The organism is Kitasatospora xanthocidica, from assembly GCF_014656195.1.
Lineage (GTDB): Bacteria > Actinomycetota > Actinomycetes > Streptomycetales > Streptomycetaceae > Kitasatospora > Kitasatospora xanthocidica.
On the sequence record NZ_BNBY01000017.1, the window covers coordinates 35801 to 58425 of the forward strand.

The following is a 22625-nucleotide window of genomic DNA, read 5'->3' on the forward strand; positions in this document are numbered from 1 at the left end:
CAGGGCGGGCGGGGCGGCGTTGGGGTGCGTGCATCGCAAGGCGGAGGAGGGAGTCCATGCGGAGCATCGGCGACCGACGACAACGCCGCGAGGCGCGTGCCCCGGCGTCGGCCCGCAGGCGGGGGTTCGAAGACAAGCCCTAGGGCTTGAACGCGACGCCCGCGTAGGCGGAGACGTCCTGCCAGCCCTCGGGGAGTTCGCTGGTGGGGACGTGACCCGCGGTGGGGCGCCAGAGCGGGAGCTGGACGAGCCCGGGGCCGACGAACTCGAAGTCGCCGAAGAAGGGTTCGACGCCGGCCCGCGGGCGCAGGACGAGCGGGGCGCTGGCGCTCCGGTAGATCCGGGTGCCCTCGGCGGCGCTCTCCCGGGAGGCGAAGTCGGGGCTGCCGTGGGAGAGGATCAGGGCGCTGCCGGGGGCGAGCGCGTCGCGCAGGGTGCTGACGATGCGCTGCGCGCCGTCCTCGTCCCGGATGAAGTGCAGGACGGCGACCAGCATCAGCGCGACGGGCTGGGAGAGGTCGACGGCGGCGGCCAGCGCCGGGTGGGCCAGGATCGAGGCCGGGTCGCGCAGGTCGGCCTCGATCACCGAGGTGTGCCCGGCGGGGTGGCTCGCCAGGAGGGCGCGGGCGTGGGTGGCGACGATCGGGTCGTTGTCCACGTACACCACGCGGGCGTCCGGGGCGACCCGCTGGGCGACCTCGCTGGTGGAGCCGACGGCCGGGATGCCGGTGCCGATGTCGACGAACTGGCGGATGCCCCGGCCGGCCACGGACTCCACGGCGCGGCCGAGGAACTGCCGGTTGGTGCGGGCCAGCAGCGGCAGTGCGGGGTAGGCGGCTATCGCGGCCTGCGCGGCCTTGCGGTCGACCTCGAAGTTGTCCTTGCCGCCCAGGTAGTAGTCGTACATCCGGGCCGTGTGCGGGACGCCGGTGTCCAGCTCGCTCGGCGGTCGCCAGTCGTCCGCTCTGGCCCAGTGCCAGTCGGTGCCGGTCGGCTGGCCGATCGCCGCGGTGTCCTCGTGCATCCTGTCCGCCCCCCATGCGCAATGCCGGAATTGTGCGACCGCCCGTCAACACGCGGTGCGCGGTGATCGTATCCAACGACACGCCGTGGAAACAGCGGGAGTTCAGGTTTACGCAACGCCCGTAGACCGAATGTGTGCACGTCAAAGGCGGGTCCCACCGGTCATGCCGGATCGCCCGCCGCAGCCGCCCTCTCTATGCTGGCTGCCGATGACTGCCGACCGCCGCACCGTACTGCGCACCGCCGCCCAGCTGGCCGCCCTCGCCGCCACCGGCGGCCTCCTCACCGCCTGCGGCACCGGCGCCCACCGCCGGGCCGACCCGGGGGCGCTGGCCGCGCACCCCGGCACCGTCGACCCGCAGCACACCACCGACCCGGCCTGGAACGGCGGCGAGGGCCCGGCCTCCCCCGCCCCGACCACCCCGGGCGAGCCCCTGCCCACCACCGAACCGGCCGGCGAACCGACCGCCGGGCCGACCGCGGCCGCCGCCCAGGCCTCCGCCCCGCCGACCCCGCCCCCGCTGCCGCCGCTCGCGCCCGGCACCCCGGTCGAGGTCGCGTACGGCGCGCGGACCGGCAAGAACGTGGCGCTCACCTTCCACGGCAGCGGCGACCCGAAGCTGGCCACCGCGCTGCTGGAGATCGCCGAGCAGCGCGGCGCCAAACTGACCGTGATGGTCGTCGGCAGCTGGCTCGACCAGCAGCCGCAGATGGCCCGGCGGATCCTGGACGGCGGCCACGAGCTGGGCAACCACACCCAGAACCACCTCAACATCTCCGCCATGACGCCGGACCAGGCACGTGCCGAGATCGCCCAGTGCGCCGACCGGCTGCAGCGGCTCACCGGCTCGATCGGCCGCTGGTTCCGCCCCTCCGCCGCCCAGTACGCCACCCCGATGGTGCGCGAGCAGGCCAGGGCCGTCGGCTACGAGCACGTGCTGTCCTTCGACGTCGACCCGCGCGACTACAACGACCCCCCGGCCGCCGAGCTCCAGCGCCGGGTGCTTAACGCGGTGCGCGGCGGCTCGGTGGTGGCCCTGCACATGGGCCACCAGTGCACGGTGGACGCGCTGCCCGCCATCCTGGACGGGCTCGCCAAGGCCGGGCTCAAGCCGGTGACCGCCAGCCAGCTCTGCGCGTAGGGCGGCGCGGGACGCGCGGGGCCCGCAGGACGCGCAGGGCCCGCAGAGGCGGGACCGGTCAGACCATCGGGTCGTCGTCCTTGTACGGGCGCAGCCGCAGCGTGCGGGCGTCCGAGGCCCGGATCGCGTCGGCCCGGTCGACCAGCTCCTGCAGGTCGTCCCGCCCGACGTGGATGAACCGCCCGTGCAGCCCGTCGAAGCGGCCGCGGGCGGCGTCCACGGTGACCGCGACCATGTACGGGATGGAGCCCCAGGCCTTCATGTCCCGGAACATCGGCATCCCGGCGGTCATGTCGGTGGCGACCGCGCCCGGGCTGATGTCGAGGACCACGACGTCGTGCCGGGCGAGCGAGTCCGCCATGTTGTCGGAGAGCTGGAGCAGCGCGCCCTTGGACGTGGCGTACGCGGTGTAGTGGCCGTCCGGGCGCAGCGCGAAGCCGGAGTTGAGGTTGAGCACCCGGCCGCGCCGCCGGGCGACCATGCCGGGCAGCACGCAGCGCAGCAGGTTGTAGGGGCCGCGCAGGTTGGTCTCGACGACCTGCCACCACTGGTTGGCGTCGGTCTCCCAGATCGGCACCTCGGCGCGGTCGACCAGGCCGGCGTTGTTGACCAGGAGGTCGATCGGGCCGAGGTCGCGCTCGACGAGCCGCACGGCCTCGCGCACCGAGCCGGGGCGGGTGACGTCCGCGGCGACGGCGACGCCCCGGGAGCCGTGCTTGACGCACTCCTTGAGGGTGTCGGTCAGCGTCCCGTGGGTGCGGCCGACCAGGCCGACGGCCATGCCCTCGGCGGCCAGGCCGATGGCGATCTCCCGGCCGATGCCCCGGCCTGCGCCGGTGATCAGGGCGACCTGTCCTGTGAGCGATCCCGTCGACACCGTGTGTGCTCCCTTCCGCCCCCCGGCCCCGTCTGCGGCATTCTGTCGGCCACCGGGCGGCGGTGCCCCCGGGCGCACGGGCCCGGGCCCCCGGCTCACCCGTTCGGGGGGTCCTCGGCGGTGGCACTCGGCCGGGGAGGGGGTGACCTACTGGCCGGTACGGAGTAGTAACGTCGTCGGGGCGGTGACCGGTGCACCCATTCCGGTTCACCGACCCGCTGACCAGCAGCTCGCTGGGCCACCAGTCGCTGGGCGACCCCCAGCACCACCGAAGGGCAACTGAGTGAGTGACATCGCGCGCGTCGGAGTAGTCGGCTGCGGTCTGATGGGGTCGGGCATCGCCGAGGTCTTCGCCCGGGCCGGGCTGGACGTCCTGGTGTCGGAGGCCACCGGTGAGGCGCTGGAGTTCGGCCGCACCCGGCTCACCAACTCCCTGGACACCGCCGTCAAGCGCGGCAAGCTGACCCCCGAGCAGCGGGACGAGGCGATGTCCCGGCTGTCCTTCACGATCGACCTGTCCGACTTCGCCGACCGCGACCTGGTGGTCGAGGCGGTCGCCGAGCGCGAGGACATCAAGGTCAAGATCTTCCAGACCCTGGACCAGGTCGTCGAGCGCCGCGACGCGATCCTCGCCTCCAACACCTCCTCGATCCCGATCGTGAAGCTGGCCGCCGCCACCTCGCGCCCGGAGCAGGTCATCGGCCTGCACTTCTTCAACCCGGCGCCGGTGCAGAAGCTGGTCGAGGTCATCCCGACCCTGACCACCTCGGCGGCCACCACCGAGCGGGTCGAGGCCTTCGCCTCCCAGGTGCTCGCCAAGGAGCCGATCCGCGCCCGCGACCGGGCCGGCTTCGTGGTCAACGCGCTGCTGGTGCCCTACCTGCTCTCCGCGGTCCGGATGTTCGAGTCGGGCGTGGCCACCGCCTCCGACATCGACAAGGGCATGGAGGCCGGCTGCGCCCACCCGATGGGCCCGCTGCGGCTGTGCGACCTGATCGGCCTGGACACCATCGTCTCGATCGCCGAGTCGATGTACGACGAGTACAAGGAGCCGCTGTACGCCGCTCCCCCGCTGCTCTCCCGGATGGTCGACGCGGGCCTGCTCGGCCGCAAGTCCGGCCGCGGCTTCTACGACTACACCGCCGGCGCCTGATCCCTTCCGGCGCAAACGCGACGGAAACGCGGCAGGAGCACGGCGAGAACGCGGCGGGGCCCGGCGACCGGATGACGGCCGCCGGGCCCCGCCGTTCGACCTTCGACCGGGCGTCAGCTGTTGATGGCGTAGCTGTCGCCGTAGACCTTCCACTTCAGCGGCGGGTTGAGGTCGAAGTTCCTGGCGTTGAGGAAGACCAGCTGCTCGGTGTCCACCCGGCTGGTGTCGGAGTGGGCCTCCTCCTTCTTCATGACGACCTTGCGGGCGTCCAGGAACGCCTTGAGGTAGGTGGCCTCGTCGCCGCCCTGGGCGGGCGTCTTCGCCTTCTTCATGGCGGCGGCGCGGATGCCGCCGAAGCTGTCCGAGCTGTTGCCCGGGCCGTGCATGACGATGGCGTCGTAGTAGGCGAACTGGCCGAGCGCGCGCAGGCCGTCGGCCTTGGCCTGCTGGACGGCGGGGTTGAAGTACACCCGGTCGCGCTCGTCGTTCTGGGCCTGCTGGAACACGGTGTCCTTGGCGGCGGTGGCCCAGTCCCGCTCGAACGCGGAGCCGAGGCCGGCGTGCGATTCGGTGCCGTTGACCTTCTTCAGCGCGGGCAGGTACTTGGCCAGGACGTTGCCGGGCTTGACGTCGGTGTAGTGCTGGACGAGCTCCAGCATGTCGCCGGTGCCGGAGCAGAAGCCGATGATGCCGGCGGTGTAGCCCCGCCCGTCCTTGATGTCCTCGATGTACTTGTACTGGGCCTTCCAGTCCAGCGACGAGTTCTCCGCGCTGGACACCAGCTGCATCGCGATGTCCTTCTTGTGCGGGTCGTCCAGGCCGGCGGCCTTGAGCTGGGCGGCCGAGGCCGGGGCGGGGGCGGCCTGGGCCGCCGTGGTGGCCGCGAGGGTGAGGGGCGCGGCCACCAGGGCCGCGGCGAGGGCTATGCGGAGGGCACGACGGGGCTGAGGGCGCATGGGACGCTCCGATTCCTCGTAGGGTTAGGAAACTTTCCTAACGAGAAGAAAGGAAAGCGGTCCCGCCCGCACTCCCGCAAGGGTTTTGACGGAAACTCTTCAAGCGATCATCGGACCCGCAGCTCAGACCGCCCGGCGCCGCACCCACCAGACCGCCGCCGCGCACAGGGCCACGGCGAGCAGGGCCGTCCAGCCGAACTCGACGAACTGGAAGGTCCAGTAGCGGCTGTCCGGCTGGTAGGACTCGTGCAGCGAGTAACCGCCTTCGCTCAGCAGCTTCTGGGCCCCGTAGTAGTCGCCGCCCAGGTCGTAGAGCCGGCCGAGGCCGAGCCGCTCCCCCGCCGGATCGGTGACCCAGAGGCCGCCCTCCCAGCGGTGGTCGAGCGAGGCCTGGGCGAGGGTGTGCAGCGTGTCCTCGAGCGGTGCGCGGTAGTGGAAGCGCAGCGACTCGGCGACCAGGGTGGTCACCACCGAGGCCGCCACCCCGACCCCGACCGCCACCAGTGTCCGGCGCAGCACGGCCCCCACGAGCGCGGACAGCGCGAAGACCAGCAGCACCCGGCCTACCAGCGCGGGCGGGGCACTGGTGAACGCCAGCGGGGTGAACCGGCCCCCGTGGACGGCCAGCGGCGCGATCCACCAGTCGAGCACCACCGCCGTCAGGGCCGTCGCCACGGCCAGCACGCTGCCGACGAGCACCAGCCCGCCGACCGTCCAGCGGGTGCGCCCGGCCCCCTGGGTCCAGGCGAAGCGGACCGTGCCGTGCTCGAACTCCCGGGCCAGCAGCGGAGCCCCGAGGAACGCCCCGAGGGCACCGCCCAGGAAGTAGACCAGGTTCCCGCCGAGCGCCAGCTCGGCGCCGTACTCGCGCAGGAAGTCCTTCCAGTGCTCGTTGCAGCTCCGCAGCGCCATGTCGCACCCCTGGGCGCCGGAGCGCTCGAGCCCCGCGTGGAGCCGGTACCCGGTGACGGCCAGTACCAGGAGCAGCCCGGCCAGGACGCCCGACAGGGTCCGTAGCGCGGGGCGGTGCCGCAGCCCGGCCGCCCGCAGGACGGCGGAGCGGGGCGGCGCGAGGGTCAGGGAGCTCACGGCAGCAGCACCTTCTCGTTCGGACGGACGGCCCCGCGCGGGCCGGGGAGGGCGGAGGCGGTCGGCTCGCGCAGGTAGGCGAGCACCAACTCCTCCAGGCCGACGCGCTGTTGGCGCCAGCCGTCGGAGACCGGGGCGTCCACCCCGCCGGTGCGCACCAGCAGGTGGGACTGGGCGCCGGCCCGGCGGTCGCGGACCACCGGCAGCCGATCGGCGACCCGGTCCGCCTCGGCGGTCGGGCCGGTCAGCATCCGGTGGCCGCCGAGCAGGTCGTCCACCTCCCCCGCCACCTGGACCCGGCCGCCGCCGAGCACCACCAGGTAGTCGCAGCTCTGCCGCAGCTCGTTGACGGCGTGCGAGGAGAACACCACGGACAGCCCGTCCTCGGCCACGGCGGTCAGCAGCACGGCCATGAAGTCGTGCCGGGCGAGCGGGTCGAGGGCGGCCAAGGGCTCGTCCAGCAGCAGGAGTTCGGGGCGCTTGGCGAGCGCGAGGGCGAGCGAGACCTGGGCCTGCTGGCCGCCGGAGAGGCGGCCGTACCGGCGGTCCCGCGGGATGCCGAGGCCGTCCAGGTGGGCCCTGGCCCTGGCGTCGTCCCAGCGGCGGTTGAGGTGGCGGCCCATCGCGAGCAGGTCCCGGACCCGCAGGCCCGGGTAGAGCGCGGCGTTCTGGGCGACGAAGCCGATCCGGTCCAGGGCCCTCGGCGAGCCCGGCACCTGGTCGCCGAGGACGGTGATCGCGCCCTCGGTGGGCAGGGTCAGCCCGGCGGCCAGGCCGAGCAGCGTGGACTTGCCGGCGCCGTTCGGGCCGACCAGGGCCACCACGTGCCCGGCGGGGACGGCCAGCCGGCAGTCCCGCAGCGCCCAGGTGCGGCGGTAGCGCCTGCCGAGCCCGGCGCAGTCGATCACTGTGTCCGCGGCCATCAGGCCACCACCCCGTCCCGGCCCTCGCGCAGGTCGCGCAGCGCGTCCTCGAACACGGCGACCATCCCCTCCTCGTCCAGCCCGGCGGTCCGCGCCGAGCGCATCCAGTCCAGCAACCCCCGCCGCAGCGCGGCCCGTTCGCGCAGCGGCACCACTCCGGCGGGCAGCCCCCGTACGAAGGTGCCCTGGCCCCGGCGGCCGACCGCGAGGCCGCGGTGCTCCAGCTCGCGGTACGCCTTGAGCACGGTGTTCGGGTTGATCGCCAGCCCGGCCACCGCCTCGCGCACCCGGGGCAGCCGGTCCCCCTCGGTCAGCCAGCCCATCCGCAGCGCCTGTTCGACCTGTTGCACGAGCTGCAGGTAGGTCGGGACGCCGGAGGCCGGGTCCAGGCGGAACTCGATGGGAGAGGGCTGGTCGTCGACTTTATCTACTTCCATAGGTAAAGAGATAAAGGACGGACTGAGGCACCGTCAAGTCAAGCCTCGGCAAAGCCGGGGGTCCGGGCCGGGCCCCGGGTACGCGAAAGGCCCCGGACACGCGAAAGGGCCCCGGGTACGCGAAAGGGCCCCGCCGCGGACCTCGTGGTCCGTGGCGGGGCCCCTCCGGGCTACCCGGTCAGGCGCCGCGCAGCACCGCGCCCGTACGGGCGACGGCCTCGGCGACGGCCGCCTCGCGGGCGGCGGTGGCCTCGTCGGCGGTCAGGGTGCGGTCGACGGCGCGGAAGCGCAGCGCGTACGCCAGCGACTTCTTGCCCTCGCCCACCTGCTCGCCGGTGAACACGTCGAACAGCCGGAGGGCCTCCAGCAGTTCGCCCGCGCCGGCGCGCAGCGCCGCCTCGACGTCGGCGGCCGGAACCGCCGTGTCGACGATCAGCGCGACGTCCTGGGTGGCCACCGGGAAGCCGGAGACGGTCGGGCCGCTGACCCGCTCGGCGCCGTCGGCGGTGAGCAGGTCGACGTCGATCTCCATCGCGGCGGACCGGGCCGGCAGCCCGAGCGCCTTGACCACCCGCGGGTGCAGCTCACCGGCGTGGCCGACCACCCGGTCGGTGCCGGCCACGACCAGCTCGGCGCAGCGGCCCGGGTGCCAGGGCGCCAGCTGGCCCTGGCGGACGGTCAGCTCGACGCCGGCCGCGCGGGCCACCGTGCGGGCCGCCTCGACGGCGTCCGCCCAGGAGGCCTCGGAGCCCTTGCCCCACCAGCCCGACGGCAGCCGCTCGCCCGCGAGGGCGACGGCGATCCGGCGCGGCTGGTCCGGCAGCGCGGCGTCCAGCTCGGCCAGCTCCTCGGCGCTGGGCCGGTGGTCGACGGCCGGGCGCGGGGCCACGGACAGCTCGTCCTTGGGCAGGAAGACGGTACCGGTCTCGTAGATCGCGAGGTCGGTGTTGCCCCGGCCGATGTTGCGGCGCAGCGCTCCGAGCAGGCCCGGCAGCAGCGTGGTGCGCAGCGCCGGCTCCTCGTCGTTGAGCGGGTTGACCAGCTTCACCGTCCGGCGGCGGCGGTCGTCCGCCTCCAGGCCGAGCGCGTCCCAGGCGGTCTCGCCGAGGAACGGGTAGTTGTTGACCTCGACGTAGCCGGCCGCGGCCAGGGCGACCCCGATCCGGCGGTTGATCCGCTGGCCCTCGGTCAGCCCCTTGCCCGGCGGCACGTTCGGCATCCGGGCGGGGACGTTGTCGTAGCCCTCCAGCCGGATGACCTCCTCCGCGAGGTCGTACGGGTCGGTGAGGTCGGGGCGCCAGGTCGGCGGGGTGACCTCCAGGACGTCGGCGCCGGCGACCGAGCAGCCGACCTCCTGCAGACGCCGGGTGACGGTCTCGCGGCCGTACGCCGTGCCGGCCACCCGGTCGGGCAGGTCGGCGGCGATGGTGATGGTGCGCACCGGGTGCGGGGCCGCGATGTCGGTGACCCCGGCCTCGTCGGTGCCGCCGGCGATCAGGACCAGCAGGTCGACGGCGCGCTGCGCGGCGGCGCGGGCGGCCTCCGGGTCGACGCCGCGCTCGAAGCGCTTGGACGCCTCGGAGGGCAGCTTGTGCCGCTTGGCGGTGCGGGCGATGGCGACCGGGTCGAAGTGCGCCGCCTCGATGATCACCTCGGTGGTGCCCGGGCCGGCGGCCGGGTCGAGGATCTCGGTGGAGGCGCCGCCCATGACGCCGGCCAGGCCGATCGGGCCGCTGTTGTCGCAGATCAGCAGGTCCTCGGCGGCGAGCTTGCGCTCGACCCCGTCGAGCGTGGTCAGGGTCTCGCCCTGCTCCGCCCGGCGGACCGTGATCGGGCCGTTCACGCGCTGCTTGTCGTAGGCGTGCAGCGGCTGGCCGACCTCCAGCATCACGTAGTTGGTGATGTCGACGGTCAGCGAGATCGGGCGGATGCCCGACTTCTGCAGCCGGCGCTGCAGCCACAGCGGGGACTTGGCGTTCGGGTCGACGCCGACGACCGTACGGGCCACGAAGCGGTCGCAGCCGGCCGGGTCGTTGACCTTGACCAGGTAGCCGAAGGAGTTGGCCGGCGGCACGTCGAGCAGCGCCGGGTCGGCCAGCGGCAGCCCGTACGCGGCGGCGGCCTCACGGGCCACGCCGCGCATGGACAGGCAGTAGCCGCGGTCCGGGGTGACGGCGATGTCGAGCACCTCGTCGACGAGCTGGAGCAGCTCGACGGCGTCGGTGCCGGGCTCGTACTCCGGCGGGAGCACGATGATGCCGTTGTGCTCGTCGCCCATGCCCAGCTCGCGGGCGGAGCAGATCATGCCGGCCGAGGTGTGGCCGTAGGTCTGGCGGGCCGCGATCGGGAACGGGCCGGGCAGCACGGCGCCGGGCAGCACGACGACGACCTTGTCGCCGACGGCGAAGTTGGTCGCGCCGCAGACGATCTCCTGCGGCTCGCCGGTGCCGTTGGCGGCGCCGACGTTGACGAAGCAGTGCCGGATCGGCTTCTTGAAGCCGGTCAGCTCCTCGATGGAGAGCACCTCGCCGACCACCAGCGGACCCTTGAGGTCGGCGCCGATCTGCTCGACGGTCTCGACCTCCAGGCCGGCCCGGACCAGGCGCTCCGCGACGTCACGGCCGGTCGCCCCGGCCGGCAGGTCGACGTACTCGCGCAGCCAGGAAAGCGGGACGCGCATCAGATCTCCATCCCGAACGGGAGGGTGAAGCGCACGTCACCCTCGACCATGTCGCGCATGTCGGCGACGTTGTGGCGATTCATCAGGATCCGCTCCAGGCCCAGGCCGAAGGCGAACCCGCTGTAGCGGTTCGGGTCGACACCGCAGGCGACGAGCACCCGCGGGTTGACCACGCCGCAGCCGCCGAGCTCGATCCAGCCCTCGGAGGAGCAGGTGCGGCACGGCCGGTCCGGGTTGCCGACGCTCGCACCGAGACACACGAAGCACTGCAGGTCGACCTCGGCCGACGGCTCGGTGAACGGGAAGTACGAGGGCCGCCAGCGCAGCTCCAGGTGGTCGCCGATCAGCTTCTCGACCAGGACCTCGATGGTGCCCTTGAGGTCGGCGAAGGTGATGCCCTCGTCCACCGCGAGGCCCTCGACCTGGCGGAAGACCGGCGTGTGGGTCGCGTCCAGCTCGTCGGTCCGGTAGACCCGGCCGGGGCAGATCACGTAGATGGGGGGCTCGCGGTCGAGCATGGTGCGGGCCTGGACCGGGGAGGTCTGGGTGCGCAGCACCACGCCGGAGTCGGCGGAGCCGTCCGGGGCCTGGACGAAGAACGTGTCCTGCATCGAGCGGGCCGGGTGGTCCGGGCCCAGGTTGAGGGCGTCGAAGTTGAGCCACTCGGCCTCGACCTCGGGGCCCTCGGCCACCTGGTAGCCCATCGCGACGAAGGTGTCCTCGATGCGCTCGGCCATGGTGGTCAGCGGGTGCCGGGCGCCGCGCGGGGCGCGGTCGAACGGCAGCGTGACGTCCACCGCCTCCTCGACCAGCACGCGGGCGTCCCGCTCCGCCTCCAGCTCGGCCTGCCGCTTGGCGAGGGCCTGGTTGACGGCCCCGCGGGCCTGGCCGATCAGCTTGCCCGCGGCGGCCTTGGCGTGCGGGGGCAGGGCGCCGATCTCGCGGTTGGCGAGCGAGAGCGGGGACCGGTCGCCGGTGTGGGCGACCTTGGCCTGCTTCAGCTCGTCCAGGGTGCCGGCGGCGGCGAAGGCGGCGATCGCCTCGTCCCGCGCCTGCTCCACCACCTCGGGCTTCAGGGCCTCGACCTCTACCGGGTCGTACGACTTGTTGGGTGCCGACATCTCTATCTTCCCGTGCTCCTGCTCGTCCGTGCTCAGGTGTGTGGGCTCGCCTTCACGTCACGCCCGGCGGGGCCGGGGCACGGGCAGCCGGTCACCGTTCACCGGAGGCTCACGGGAGTGGGTGTCCGCGGCTCAGCCGCGCAGGGCGTTGCGCGACGCCAAAGGTCGAGTGTAGTCGCAGCGCGTAGCGCCGCTGGCGCGAAGCCCGTCCGGCGGGACCTCAGAGCTCCTTCGGAGCATGCTCACAGCATGCTCTGCTCGTCGTTCATGCTCTTTCAGAGCATGAAGTCGGGCACGCCGGCGGGCAGGATAAATCGGAACCGGGCGCCGCCGCCGGGCGCGCGGTCGACGCGGATCGAGCCGCCGTGGGCCTCCACGATGCCCTTGACGATGTAGAGGCCGAGGCCCGTGCCGCCGCGCTTGGAGCCGCGCCAGAAGCGGGTGAAGACGCGCGGCATCGACTCCTCGGGGATGCCGCTGCCTTCGTCGCTCACGGTGACCGCTGTGCCTTCCACGATGCGGGGCGGGGTGCCGGAGCGCTCCCAGACGGGTGCCTCGACGACCTCCTTGGCCGGTGCCACCTCGATCGTGACAGTTCCCTCCCCGTGCCGCACCGCATTTTCCAGCAGGTTGCCGAGCACCTGGTCGACCTTGTCCGGGTCGGCCCACAGCACGGTCAGCGGCTCGGCGATCCGGACGTCGAAGCGCTCCTCGGGGATGCCGGTGGCCACCTTGCGCTCGACGTGCCGGCGCACCGCCGCGGCCAGGTCGACCACCTGCTTGCGCAGCTCCAGCCGGCCCGCGTCGATCCGGGAGATGTCCAGCAGCTCGGCGATCAGCCGGGTGACCCGGTCGGCGTCCGCGTCCACCGTCTCCAGCATCAGCCGCTTCTGCCCGTCGGTGAACCGCTCCCACTTGGCCAGCAGCGTCGCCGTGAAGCCCTTGACGCTGGTGAGCGGGGAGCGCAGCTCGTGCGCGACGGTGGCGATCAGCTCGGCGTGGCTGCGCTCGGTGCGGCGCCGGGCCTCGGTGCCCCGCAGGGCGATCACCAGGCGCTCCAGCGGCCCGCAGGGCACCGTACGGACGTACCGGGCGGACACCAGCACCTCCCGGCCCCCGGGCAGCAGCAGGTTGCGCTCCGGTTGGCGGGTCCGGGTGGCCAGGCCGCCGTACGGGTCGGTCAGCTGCCACCAGCGGCGGCCGTCCAGGTCCTCCAGCGGGAGGACGTCCTCCAGCCCGCAGCCGAGCGCGGCCTCCGGGAGCACGCCGGTGAGCCGGGCCGCGGCCCGGTTGAAGCAGACCACCCGGCCCAGCGCGTCGGCGACCACCAGGCCGTCCGGCAGGTCGTCCGGGTCGAGCTCGGGCCCGCTGCCGACCATGGGTTGCCTCCCCGATTACCCACCGTGCCGTTCCCCCCACCGAGGCAGACCCTAGCGCCTCGCAGGCCCCCGCAGTAGGGCTTGCAACGGGGTGATCCCGGCGCGCCCGGGGCGTGTCCCGCGGGTTCCGCCGGATCGGGCCGCGGCGGGCCCGGCGGGGACCCGTACGGCACGCCCGTCCGGTGCGTCAGGCGTTCGAGCGGCAGCCGCCGGGCGAACGCTGCGCCCGGGCCGAGGCGTACAGGCAGACGGCCGCGGCGGTGGCCAGGTTGAGGCTCTCGGCGTGGCCGTGGATCGGGACGCGCACGACCTCGTCGGTGAGCGCGCGGGTCTCCTCCGGAAGCCCCCACGCCTCGTTGCCGAACAGCCACGCGCCGGGCGCGCCCAGGGTGCCCTCGTCCAGCTCCTGGTCCAGGTCGCGCTCCCCCGCGCCGTCCGCGGCGAGCACCCGGATGCCGGCCTCGCGCAGCCTGGCGACGGCCTCCTCGACCGGTACGCCGACCGCCACCGGCAGGTGGAACAGGCTGCCCACGGAGGCCCGGACGGCCTTCGGGTTGTAGAGGTCGACCGAGGCGTCGGTGAGCACCACGGCGTCCGCGCCGGCCGCGTCGGCGGTGCGCAGCACGGTGCCGGCGTTCCCGGGGTCGCGCACGTGCGCGAGGATCGCGACCAGCTTCGGGCGGGCCTCCAGCACCTCGGCGAACGGGGTGTCGATGAAGCGGCAGAGCGCCACGATGCCCTGCGGGGTCACCGTGTCGCAGATGTCGGCGATCACCTCGTCCGTGGCGGTCAGCACGGGCAGCCCCTCGGCCAGCGCGGCCTCGACGATGTCCGCGTGCCGTTCGGCGGCCTCCAGGCCCACGTAGACCTCGACCACGGCGTGCTCGGACGTGCCCGGCAGCCTGCCGAAGGCCACGGCCTCCCGGACGGCCTGCGGGCCCTCCGCCAGGAAGCGCCGCTCCTTGGTGCGCTGGTTGCGCTTGGCCAGCCGGCGGGCGGCGACGACGCGCGGGGAGCGCAGGGAGGTCAGCAGGGGGGTCTCGGTGCTCGGCATGGTCTCGTTCTCTGGAGGCGCCGGCGTTCTCGGGGGCGCCGGCGGACGGAGGTCACTGAGGGGCGGAAAAGCAGAACCGGACCCGCAGGAGAGCCTGCGGGTCCGGTCAGAGCTCAACCGATCTCGGAAGATCAGGCGGCGTCCGCGGCGGCCTTCGGGGCGTTCACGTCGGCCGGCAGCGCCTTCTGGGCGACCTCGACCAGGGAGGCGAACGCACCCGGGTCGTTGACGGCCAGGTCGGCCAGCATCTTGCGGTCGATCTCGACGCTGGCGGCCTTCAGGCCCTGCACGAAGCGGTTGTAGGTGATGCCGTTGGCACGGGCCGCAGCGTTGATGCGCTGGATCCACAGCTGACGGAAGTCGCCCTTGCGCTTCTTGCGGTCGTTGAAGTTGTAGACCAGCGAGTGGGTGACCTGCTCCTTGGCCTTGCGGTACAGGCGCGAGCGCTGGCCACGGTAGCCGCTGGCGCGCTCCAGGATGACCCGGCGCTTCTTGTGGGCGTTGACTGCCCGCTTGACGCGTGCCACTTGATTACTCCTTGGGTTGGACCACGGACTACTTCACGTGGTCCGTCATTCGAATGGGTCGGGAAGGATCAGCTGCCCCGCGCACGGCTCGCACCGGGCGGGAAGGCGATCACTTGCCGAGAAGCTTCTTGATCTTCTTGGCGTCAGCGGGGGCCAGCTCGACGGTCCCGGCCAGCTTGCGGGTCAGCGTCGAGGGCTTGTGCTCCAGGAGGTGGCGGCGGCCGGCGCGCTCGCGCAGCACCTTGCCAGAGCCACTGATCTTGAAGCGCTTGCTGGCGCCACTGTGCGTCTTCTGCTTCGGCATTTCGCCGTATCTCCTCGTCGGTCCCGTCCACGCCCGCGCGGCTTCTGCCACACGGGCGTGAACTGGATGGATCTGCGGTGACCGGGCGGGACGCCCGTCACCCTTGGGGGCCGGTCTCCCGGGCCGTCCTGGCCGTGAGGCTCAGGCGCCCTGGGAGGCGGCCGGCTGCTCGACCGGAGCGTCGGCCTCGTCGGCCGCCGCCTCGGCCGGGGCGTCCTGCGCCTCGGCCACCTCGTCGTCGGCCTCGAGGTCCTCGGTCAGCAGGTCCTCGGTCACCAGGTCCTCGGCCAGCGCGTCGTCGTCCGCGGCGGCGTCGGAGCCGGCGACCCGGCCCTGACGCTCGGCCTTGCGGGCGTCCGCGAGGGCACGGGCCTCGGCCATCGCCTCGGTCTTCTTCTTGTGCGGGCCAAGAACCATGATCATGTTACGGCCGTCCTGCTTGGGCGAGGACTCCACGAAGCCCAGGTCCTGGACGTCGTCGGCGAGCCGCTGCAGCAGGCGGAAGCCCAGCTCGGGGCGGGACTGCTCGCGACCACGGAACATGATCGTGATCTTGACCTTGTCGCCCTGCTTGAGGAACCGGACGACGTGACCCTTCTTGGTGTCATAGTCGTGCGGGTCGATCTTCGGCCGGAGCTTCATCTCCTTGATGACCGTGTGCGCCTGGTTCTTGCGCGCCTCACGGGCCTTCATGGCCGACTCGTACTTGAACTTGCCGTAGTCCATGAGCTTGCACACCGGCGGCCGGGCGGTCGCCGCGACCTCGACCAGGTCGAGGTCGTACTCCTGCGCAAGCTCCAGCGCCTTGGCAAGCGGCACGATGCCGACCTGCTCGCCGCTGGGACCGACGAGTCGCACCTCCGGAACGCGGATCCGGTCGTTGATGCGGGGCTCGGTGCTGATGGGGCCTCCTCGGTTGCACCTTCTGCGATGCGGCCGTCGGACGGCGGTCGCACGTAGTGGACTCGACCACTGGGCGGGGCTTCATTCGTGCTGCGCTGCCCGGGTACCTCAGGCACCGTGTGCACCGCGACACGAAAAAAGCCCCGCTCGGTACAAGCGGGGCTCCACACAACCGGGGGCGGCACCCGGTGAGGGGTGCTGCGGCGACTCGGCGCCAGGCGCCCGTCGCGGACCGGGGACCCGTCGGCCCTCGGGCCGACCAGGTGGGAGACTTTCGCGGTTGCCCTCTCGGGCCTCCTCAGTGGAGCCTCCACTTGCTGGCCAGGCGCCCATGCGGGATCCCGGCCGGTCAGTCTCGAAGCTTACAGCGTCACGCTGTCGAACGCTATTCCGCCGCCGTTCCGCCCCCGCGCACTGCCCCGTCCACGTGCTCCGGGGCCCTTGTACGCTCCACCTGTACCCATCACGGCACGACGGAACGAGCCCCCCTTGAGCAGCGAGCCCACCCAGACCCCCGGCCCGGACGACGACGCGATCGGCTTCGACGACCTCACCCGCGACATCGCGGAGGTCCCGGCCGTCGAGGTGATCACCACCGTCGCCGTCCACCTGATGAGCGCGGCCGCCGTCAAGTGCGGTCTCGCCGAGGGCGGCGAGAAGGACAAGGACCTGGACGAGGCCCGCAAGCTGATCACCGCGCTGGCCGGGCTGGTCACCGCCGGAGCCCCGGAGATCAGCAACTTCCACGCCGCGCCGCTGCGGGACGGGCTGCGCTCGCTGCAGCTCGCCTTCCGCGAGGCCTCCCTCGTCCCGGACGCGCCGGGCGCGGGCCCGGGCGAGAAGTTCACCGGGCCGGTCTACGCCTGAGACCGCCGGAACGGGTCCGCCCGCATGCTCACGTGAGCATGCGGGCGGACCCGTTCGTGCCAGCGTTCGTCTCACCGCTCACCGCTTGTACAGCGGCTCCCACGGCAGCTCCGCGCCCGCCGGCAGTACCGCGAGCTCCAGCCCCCGGTCCAGCCGCACCCGCAGCAGCGGATCGGCCGCCACCGCCCGCCCGACCCGCTGCGCGGCCGCCTGCAGCCCCGGCTGGTCCAGCGCCGGGTCGAACACCACCGCGAGCACCGCGTCCGCGCTCCCGGACGCCCCCAGCAGCCCGGTGACCACCTGCGGCTCGGCTGCCAGCAGCGCCCGCACCGCCTCGCGCACCTCCGGGTCCCGGGCCGGCGGCAGGAACGGCCGGTTCTCCGCGAGCGCCCGCAGCCGGGCCCCGCTCAGCTGGAAGGGCACCGGCCCGGCCGGGTCGATCACCAGCGTGTCGGCGCGCTCCGCATAGGCCACCATCGCCGCCTGCGGGGCGGCCGTCGGCGCCGGACGGGCGTCGGCGCGCCAGCGGGCCAGCGACTCCAGCGACGTGAAGGCCGGCAGCGCGCGGCGCCCGTCCGGGGCCTCCAGCACCGGGACGGCCATGTCGCTGCTCTTGTCGTGCTTGTGCCCGTGCTCGTCCACCTCCACCTCGCCGAGGATCGCGACGATCGGGACCATCAGCCGGGTGGGGATCAGCGCCGCCAGCACCGCGGGCTCGGCCGCGCGGTCCTCCGACCAGCGGGCCAGGGCCTCGGCGAGCGCCGGATCGGCGGTGCCGTCGTCGTCGCCGAAGCCGGGGTTCGGGATGTTCTTGCCGACGAACGCCGGGTTGGAGAAGTCTTTGCGGTCCACCCCGCCGACCCTATGCCACCTCCCCCGACCGGCCCCATTTCCCCGCCCGCGCCCCGGAGGGACTGTCCTGCGGACCCTTGCCGGGCCCGGGGCGCCAAAATCCACGAGACAGGCCCTACCCACCGGTAGTCCGCTGTGGCACCCTGCGCCCATGGTGATCCTCGACGCGCCCGCGCCCGCCCCGGTCTCCGACCGCCTCCGGTACGACCGCGCCACCGCCCACCTCGACGGCCCGGTGGCGATCGTCGACCTCGCCGCGTTCGACGCCAACGCCGCCGACCTGGTGCGCCGGGCGGGCGGCAAGCCGGTCCGGGTCGCCAGCAAATCGGTGCGCTGCCGGGCCCTGCTGGAACGGACCCTGAACACGGACGGCTTCACCGGGGTGATGAGCTTCACCCTGGACGAGTCGCTCTGGCTGGCCCGCACCGGCGTCCGCGACATCCTGCTCGCCTACCCCTCCGCCGACCGGGACGGCTTCGCCCAGCTGACCGCCGACCCGGAAGCCGCCCGGGAGATCGCCGTCGTCCTCGACGACCCGGCCCAGCTCGACCTCATCGACAAGGCCCGGGGCGGCGACGCCGAAGTACGGGTCTGCCTGGAACTCGACACCGCGCTGCACCTGCTCGGCGGACGGGTCCGGGTCGGCGCCCGCCGCTCCCCGCTGCGCACCCCCGAGGACCTCGGCGCCTTCGCCGAACTCGTCCAGCAGCGCCGGGGCTTCCGGGTCGTCGGCCTGATGGCGTACGAGGGACACGTCGCCGGGGTGGGCGACCGGCTGCCCGGACGGCCGGTGCGCTCGCGGCTGATCCGGCTGATGCAGGACAGGTCCCGGACCGAACTGGCCGAGCGGCGCGCCGCCGTGGTCCGGCGGCTGCGGCGGGTGGCCGACCTGGAGTTCGTCAACGGCGGCGGCACCGGCAGCGTGGAGTCCACCGTCGCCGAACGCGCCGTCACCGAGGTGGCGGCCGGCTCCGGGCTCTACCAGCCCCGGCTGTTCGACAACTACCGCTCGTTCCGGGGCCGCCCGGCCGCCCTGTTCGGCCAGCCCGTGGTCCGGCGACCCGGCGTCGGCGTGGTCACGGTGCTCGGCGGCGGCTACCCCGCCTCCGGCGCGGCCGGCCCCGACCGCTCACCGCAGCCGTACCTGCCGGAGGGCCTGCGCTACGACCCGATGGAAGGCGCCGGGGAAGTGCAGACCCCCCTGCTCGGCTCCGCCGCGGACGACCTGCTGATCGGCGACCGGGTCTGGTTCCGGCACGCCAAGGCGGGCGAACTGTGCGAACGCTTCGCCGAACTGCACCTCGTCGAGGGCGACCGGATCGTACGGACCGTGCCGACGTACCGGGGCGAGGGGAAGACGTTCCTCTGACGCTTCGTCCGGCTTTGCCCTACGGTGGTGGCGACGAGTGGCAGTGACGAGGGGAGCGGCATGGAAGCCGAGATCACGGACCTTGCAACGAGGGGCGCGACGGCGCTGGTCGGCCTGATGGTCACCGAGGCCTGGGCGCGGGTCCGGCCACGCTTCGCGGCGCTGTTCGGGCGGGACCAGGAGGAGGACGTGTCGCTGGAGCTGGACGAGATCCAGGGCGAGATCTCCGAGGACCCGGGGCTCAGCGAGGGGGAGGCCACCCAGTGGAAGCGCCGGCTCCGGCGCGCACTGCAGAACAACCCGGAGGCGATCGCCGAACTCCGGTCGCTCCTCGACGAGTTCAGCCCCCAGCAGGCCGAGCAGCCGGCGAACGTGATCCACAATGAGCTCAAGGACATGACGGTCCACGGCAACGTCGTCCAGGTCGGCAAGTCCGTCCGGGCCGACACCATCAACGGCAATCTGAACTTCTGACCTTTCCCCAGCCTTAACCGGGCCCGATGGAACGGCTAACCACCGTCATCCATCGGGCCTTTGCGCTGCCCGGGGCCCTACAGTCCGTCAACAAGAGGTCCACGCGCGGCTATTGCGCTCTGGTCCAGACCAATCCTACGCTCTGGCCGGGGGTCGCGCGCCGGGCCGGCAGCCCCCGAACGGGCAGGCGTGCCCGTTCCCCCACACCCGCCCGGAACGACGGTCAAGGAGTCCCCACCCCATGTCCATCAAGCGAAGTGCCCTGTCCGTCGGTGTGGTCGGCGCCGCGGTCCTCGCGGTGGCCGCGACCACCGCCGGCACCGCCAGTGCCCACGGCACGATGACCAACCCCGTCAGCCGGGTCGCCGCCTGCTACGCGGAGGGCCCCGAGCACCCGGTGTCCCAGGTCTGCAAGGACCTCGTCGCGGCGAGCGGCACCCAGCCGCTGTACGACTGGAACGAGGTCAACATCGCCAACGCCGCCGGCAACCACCAGGCGCTGATCCCGGACGGCAAGCTCTGCTCGGCCAACCGCGACAAGTACAAGGCCCTGGACTGGCCGCGCACCGACTGGCCGGCCACCGCGGTCAAGCCCGGCGCGTTCACCTTCCAGTTCCGCACCACCGCGCCGCACGTCGGCACCCAGACCGTCTACATCACCAAGCCGACCTACGACCCGACCAAGCCGCTGAAGTGGTCGGACCTCGACCCGACGCCGGTGGCCCAGGTGCAGGTCACCCGGACCGCCACCGACGGGTACTACACCTACTCCGGCACGCTGCCGCAGCGCACCGGCCGCCAGCTGCTGTACATGGTCTGGCAGCGCAGCGACAGCCCGGAGGCGTTCTACAGCTGCTCCGACGTCGACTTCGGCAAGGCCGACGCGGCCGGTACGGCGCTCACCGCCAACGCCCCGGCCGCGCCCAGCGACGCCCAGATCGCGGCGGACGCCCCCAAGTCCACGGTCGCCCACCACGGGCACGGCGGGGACCCGAACGCCCCGGCCGGCCAGATCGTCCCGACCACCTCCGCCGCCGTGGCCGGTACCTCGGCCACCGGTCCGCTGCTGCTCGCCGGCGCCGCGGCGATCGGCGTCGGCTGGGCCGGCATGGTGCTCCGGCGCCGTCGCGTCGAGGCTGTTCGACGCGACTCCTGACGCCGGACGCGGGCGCCGGGCCGGTCACACCCCCGTCCGGCCCGGTTCCCGCGGCGCCGCGGCACGGCCCGGCGAGGAAGCGAACGGCGGGGCAGCGAGCGGCGAGCAAGCGAACGGCGGCGGCCCGCCCGGGAGGGAGGACCTCCGGGTGGGCCGCCGCCGTGTGCCGTGTGAGGAGCGCGGGGCTCAGGTGGTGGTGCCGCCCGCGTCCCCGGCGCCGCCGGCCCCGGAGCCCGAGCCGGGCAGCCCCGGGATGCTCGGCAGCTTGCCCTTGTAGTCGGTGATGCCCTTGACGATGGTGTCCATCACGGCGACGTCCGGCGCCTTGTCGGCGATGTCGAAGCCGAAGTGCACCGACACCAGCCCCTTGCCGTCGGCGGACGGGAAGACCACGGTCTGCACGTAGCCGTTGTTGCCCTTGGGCGCGTCCACCTTCCAGCGGACCAGGTAGCCGTCCTTCCCGTTGACCTTGACGGCCTCGGACTTGAGCTCCTGGTGCCCGGTGACGTCGCTGTACGACTCCTTGGCGACCGCCGCGATGTCGGCCTTGGCCGCCGCCTGGACGTCGGTGCCGCCGCCGTCGATCCGGCCGGTGTTGACCCCGCCGAGGGTGCATTCGCCGTTGCCGTCGGCGCAGGTGTACGAGCCGACGGTGATCATCGCGTAGCCCTTGCCGGTGGTGCCGGCCTGCCAGCCGTTCGGGACCGGCAGGGTGAGGCGGTTCACCACGTCGATCGCGGTGTCGGCGTTCGGCCGCACCTTGCCGTTGCCGTTGCCCTTCCCGTTGCCCTTGCCGTCCCCGCTGCCGCCGTTGCCGTTCCCGCCGTTCCCGCCGCTTCCGCCGTCACCGCTGCCGCCGTCGTTGCCGCCGGGGCCGCCGGGGCCGCCCGGGTAGCCGTCCCAGGGACCGAAGCCGCCCTTGGGGACGTGCTGGGCCGTCGGCTTGGCCTTGTCCCCGTGGCCGTCCATCGCCAGGTAGGTGATCCCGGAGCCCGCGCCCAGGCCGAGCAGGGCGGCGACAGCCGTCGCCACGACCAGCTTGGACGGCTTGCGCCAGGGCTTGCGCGGCGGCGGCGCGGGCGAACCGTAGGCGGCGCCGAAGGGCGGCGGCTCCGGGTAGCGGACGGTCGGGCCGCTCCCCAGGACCTCGCCCTCCAGCACCCTGGGCTGCTCGGTCGTCTCCGGCCCCGGAGCGCCGGCCGCATCGGACGCGTCGGGCGCAACGGCCGCATCGGGCGCAACGGGCTCCGGGGCGTCCGAGGGTGCGGGCCGGGTGTCGGCCGTCCAGCCCTTGCCGTCCCACCACCGCTGCGGCCTCGGGTCGCCGGTGGGGTCCTTCGGGTCCGGGTACCACCCGGCGGGGATCTGCTCACTCACAGCAAAGAATCTAAAGGCAGCCGGATAAACGCGAAATCAGCGCGGCAGCCGATTCCCGCGGTTTTCGATGAGATTACGGTGAGAAGGTCCCCGCGGGCCTACAGCGGGGTGACGTACGCCCCGGAGATGCCGCCGTCCACCAGGAACTCGCTCGCCGTGATGAACGAGGAGTCGTCGCTGGCCAGGAACGCGACCGCGGCGGCGATCTCCTCGGCCCGGGCGAACCGGCCGAGCGGGATGTGGACCAGTCGGCGGGCGGCCCGCTCCGGGTCCGCGGCGAACAGCTCGCGCAGCAGTGGGGTGTCCACCGGCCCCGGCGAGAGCGCGTTGACCCTGATCCCCTCCCGGGCGAACTGCACGCCCAGCTCGCGGGACATCGCCAGCACCCCGCCCTTGGACGCGGTGTAGGAGATCTGCGAGGTGGCCGCGCCCATCCGGGCCACGAAGCTGGCGGTGTTGATGATCGAGCCCCGCCCGTGCCGGCGCATGTACGGCAGCGCGGCCTTGCAGCAGAGGTAGACCGAGGTCAGGTTGACCTCCTGGACCCTGCGCCAGGCGTCCAGGGCGGTGGTCAGGATGGAGTCGTCCTCCGGCGGGGAGATGCCCGCGTTGTTGAAGGCGACGTCCACGCTGCCGTAGGTCTCGTACGCCTCGTCGAACAGCGCCTCGACCATGTACGGGTCGGTGACGTCGGTGTGCACGAACAGCCCGCCGGTCTCCTTGGCGGCGGCCCGCCCGGTCTCCTCGTCGAGGTCCGCGCAGACCACCTTCGCCCCCTCCGAGGCGAGCCGGCGGGCGGCGGCCAGGCCGATGCCGCTGCCCGCGCCGGTGACCACGGCGGTGCGGCCGACCAGCCGGCGGCAGACCACCGCGTCCGGCGCGGCGTGCTTCTCGCTCATGGGGCTGTCACTCCTCGCTCTGGGTGGAGACGTTCGTGGTCCGTCACGCGTCATGCGTCATGC

22 protein-coding genes are annotated in these 22625 nt (G+C 73.3%); 6 read left to right on the forward strand and 16 right to left on the reverse strand.

What is annotated here, in order from left to right; translation table 11 throughout:
• Positions 1 to 139: 139 nt before the first annotated feature.
• Positions 140 to 1024: an SAM-dependent methyltransferase gene (locus IE332_RS26005; RefSeq protein WP_189920819.1), complete on the reverse strand. Its 885-nt coding sequence runs from the start codon at positions 1022 to 1024 to the stop codon at positions 140 to 142.
• Positions 1025 to 1232: 208 nt separating this feature from the next.
• On the opposite strand from IE332_RS26005, the gene IE332_RS26010 reads away from it, so the two are divergent.
• Positions 1233 to 2165, forward strand: coding sequence for a polysaccharide deacetylase family protein (locus IE332_RS26010; RefSeq protein ID WP_189920821.1), 933 nt, complete (start codon positions 1233 to 1235; stop codon positions 2163 to 2165).
• A 58-nt stretch (positions 2166 to 2223) separates the two neighbouring features.
• Here the strand turns inward: IE332_RS26010 and IE332_RS26015 are convergent, their stop codons facing one another.
• Positions 2224 to 3042 carry an SDR family NAD(P)-dependent oxidoreductase gene (locus IE332_RS26015; RefSeq protein ID WP_189920823.1) on the reverse strand — a complete coding sequence of 273 codons (819 nt, stop codon included), beginning with the start codon at positions 3040 to 3042 and terminating at the stop codon, positions 2224 to 2226.
• 283 nt (positions 3043 to 3325) lie between these two features.
• Here IE332_RS26015 and IE332_RS26020 point away from each other — a divergent pair, with 283 nt between their 5' ends.
• Positions 3326 to 4195 carry a 3-hydroxybutyryl-CoA dehydrogenase gene (locus IE332_RS26020; RefSeq protein WP_189920825.1) on the forward strand — a complete coding sequence of 290 codons (870 nt, stop codon included), beginning with the start codon at positions 3326 to 3328 and terminating at the stop codon, positions 4193 to 4195.
• A gap of 113 nt (positions 4196 to 4308) precedes the next feature.
• Here IE332_RS26020 and IE332_RS26025 read toward each other — a convergent pair whose 3' ends face one another.
• The 11 genes from IE332_RS26025 to infC form a co-directional block, all read right to left on the reverse strand.
• Complete coding sequence (locus tag IE332_RS26025) at positions 4309 to 5151, reverse strand: chitosanase (protein WP_189920827.1); 843 nt, start codon at positions 5149 to 5151, stop codon at positions 4309 to 4311.
• 123 nt (positions 5152 to 5274) lie between these two features.
• Positions 5275 to 6240: an ABC-2 membrane transporter-related protein gene (locus tag IE332_RS26030; protein WP_189920829.1), complete on the reverse strand. Its 966-nt coding sequence runs from the start codon at positions 6238 to 6240 to the stop codon at positions 5275 to 5277.
• Complete coding sequence (locus IE332_RS26035; protein WP_189920831.1) at positions 6237 to 7163, reverse strand: ATP-binding cassette domain-containing protein; 927 nt, start codon at positions 7161 to 7163, stop codon at positions 6237 to 6239. Before IE332_RS26035 ends, IE332_RS26030 begins: the two co-directional genes overlap by 4 nt.
• Positions 7163 to 7600, reverse strand: a complete 438-nt coding sequence (locus tag IE332_RS26040) for a GntR family transcriptional regulator (protein ID WP_189920833.1) — start codon at positions 7598 to 7600, stop codon at positions 7163 to 7165. The genes IE332_RS26035 and IE332_RS26040 overlap by 1 nt, the downstream gene beginning before the upstream one ends.
• 178 nt (positions 7601 to 7778) lie before the next feature.
• Positions 7779 to 10280: a phenylalanine--tRNA ligase subunit beta gene (gene pheT, locus IE332_RS26045; RefSeq protein ID WP_189920835.1), complete on the reverse strand. Its 2502-nt coding sequence runs from the start codon at positions 10278 to 10280 to the stop codon at positions 7779 to 7781.
• Positions 10280 to 11401: a phenylalanine--tRNA ligase subunit alpha gene (gene pheS / locus IE332_RS26050; RefSeq protein ID WP_189920837.1), complete on the reverse strand. Its 1122-nt coding sequence runs from the start codon at positions 11399 to 11401 to the stop codon at positions 10280 to 10282. The genes pheT and pheS overlap by 1 nt, the downstream gene beginning before the upstream one ends.
• A gap of 275 nt (positions 11402 to 11676) precedes the next feature.
• On the reverse strand, positions 11677 to 12780 hold the full coding sequence (locus IE332_RS26055) for a sensor histidine kinase (RefSeq protein WP_189920839.1): 1104 nt from the start codon (positions 12778 to 12780) through the stop codon (positions 11677 to 11679).
• A 187-nt stretch (positions 12781 to 12967) separates the two neighbouring features.
• Positions 12968 to 13834 (reverse strand): TrmH family RNA methyltransferase, encoded by an 867-nt coding sequence (locus IE332_RS26060; RefSeq protein ID WP_189920841.1) that lies wholly within the window; start codon positions 13832 to 13834, stop codon positions 12968 to 12970.
• A 131-nt stretch (positions 13835 to 13965) separates the two neighbouring features.
• The gene (rplT, locus tag IE332_RS26065; RefSeq protein ID WP_030055649.1) at positions 13966 to 14361 is read right to left on the reverse strand and encodes a 50S ribosomal protein L20; all 396 of its coding nucleotides are present in this window, start codon (positions 14359 to 14361) and stop codon (positions 13966 to 13968) included.
• A 109-nt stretch (positions 14362 to 14470) separates the two neighbouring features.
• A complete protein-coding gene (rpmI, locus tag IE332_RS26070) occupies positions 14471 to 14665 on the reverse strand; it encodes a 50S ribosomal protein L35 (RefSeq protein ID WP_030055648.1) in 195 nt (64 codons plus the stop codon).
• 141 nt (positions 14666 to 14806) lie between these two features.
• Positions 14807 to 15568, reverse strand: a complete 762-nt coding sequence (gene infC / locus IE332_RS26075; RefSeq protein ID WP_189921078.1) for a translation initiation factor IF-3 — start codon at positions 15566 to 15568, stop codon at positions 14807 to 14809.
• Positions 15569 to 16057: 489 nt separating this feature from the next.
• Between infC and IE332_RS26080 the strand changes: the two genes are divergently transcribed.
• Entirely contained in the window at positions 16058 to 16435 is a 378-nt protein-coding gene (locus IE332_RS26080; RefSeq protein WP_229928911.1) for a DUF1844 domain-containing protein, read from the forward strand.
• Positions 16436 to 16513: 78 nt separating this feature from the next.
• Here IE332_RS26080 and IE332_RS26085 read toward each other — a convergent pair whose 3' ends face one another.
• A complete protein-coding gene (locus IE332_RS26085) occupies positions 16514 to 17287 on the reverse strand; it encodes an SseB family protein (RefSeq protein WP_229928912.1) in 774 nt (257 codons plus the stop codon).
• Between the two features lie 151 nt (positions 17288 to 17438).
• Here IE332_RS26085 and IE332_RS26090 point away from each other — a divergent pair, with 151 nt between their 5' ends.
• The 3 genes from IE332_RS26090 (at position 17439) to IE332_RS26100 (ending at position 20286) form a co-directional block, all read left to right on the forward strand.
• Positions 17439 to 18656, forward strand: coding sequence for an alanine racemase (locus IE332_RS26090; protein ID WP_189920845.1), 1218 nt, complete (start codon positions 17439 to 17441; stop codon positions 18654 to 18656).
• Between the two features lie 60 nt (positions 18657 to 18716).
• Complete coding sequence (locus IE332_RS26095) at positions 18717 to 19130, forward strand: hypothetical protein (protein ID WP_189920847.1); 414 nt, start codon at positions 18717 to 18719, stop codon at positions 19128 to 19130.
• A 241-nt stretch (positions 19131 to 19371) separates the two neighbouring features.
• The gene (locus tag IE332_RS26100; protein WP_189920849.1) at positions 19372 to 20286 is read left to right on the forward strand and encodes a lytic polysaccharide monooxygenase auxiliary activity family 9 protein; all 915 of its coding nucleotides are present in this window, start codon (positions 19372 to 19374) and stop codon (positions 20284 to 20286) included.
• Between the two features lie 186 nt (positions 20287 to 20472).
• Here the strand turns inward: IE332_RS26100 and IE332_RS26105 are convergent, their stop codons facing one another.
• Positions 20473 to 21663, reverse strand: a complete 1191-nt coding sequence (locus IE332_RS26105) for a DUF2510 domain-containing protein (protein WP_189920851.1) — start codon at positions 21661 to 21663, stop codon at positions 20473 to 20475.
• A 98-nt stretch (positions 21664 to 21761) separates the two neighbouring features.
• Positions 21762 to 22562: a 3-oxoacyl-ACP reductase gene (locus IE332_RS26110; RefSeq protein ID WP_189920853.1), complete on the reverse strand. Its 801-nt coding sequence runs from the start codon at positions 22560 to 22562 to the stop codon at positions 21762 to 21764.
• Positions 22563 to 22625 lie beyond the last annotated feature (63 nt).